This window comes from Acinetobacter geminorum (genome assembly GCF_013009345.1).
Classification (GTDB): domain Bacteria; phylum Pseudomonadota; class Gammaproteobacteria; order Pseudomonadales; family Moraxellaceae; genus Acinetobacter; species Acinetobacter geminorum.
Map to the genome: position 1 here is coordinate 1 of NZ_JABELE010000063.1, position 264 is coordinate 264.

The 264-nt window shown below is 55.7% G+C and carries 1 protein-coding gene; it reads right to left on the minus strand.

The annotated features are described in order from the left end of the window. Positions 1 to 229: YceK/YidQ family lipoprotein (locus HJG58_RS18700; RefSeq protein WP_170249807.1), on the minus strand; the 229-nt coding region annotated here is incomplete at its 3' end. Positions 230 to 264: the final 35 nt, after the last annotated feature.

Sequence of the window (264 nt, forward strand, 5' to 3'; positions counted from 1 at the left end):
TATCCCACGGCAGCAGCAGGGTATCCATGACGGCGGTGAACGGCATGTCCAGCGCCACCAGCGATTTCACACCCCAGTTGGTATCGCTGTCCCCCAGCGTTTGCGCACTGGATCGCGTGCCCGGATAGGTTCCCTCTTTGCCACCGGTATGTGACATTACGCTGGAGCAACCGCTCAGGCTTATTATCCCGCTGAACAGGACCAGCTTTAACAGTCGTCTGCTTTTCATTGTTCTTCCATTGTCGTTTCGGGCGTTGAGATAAC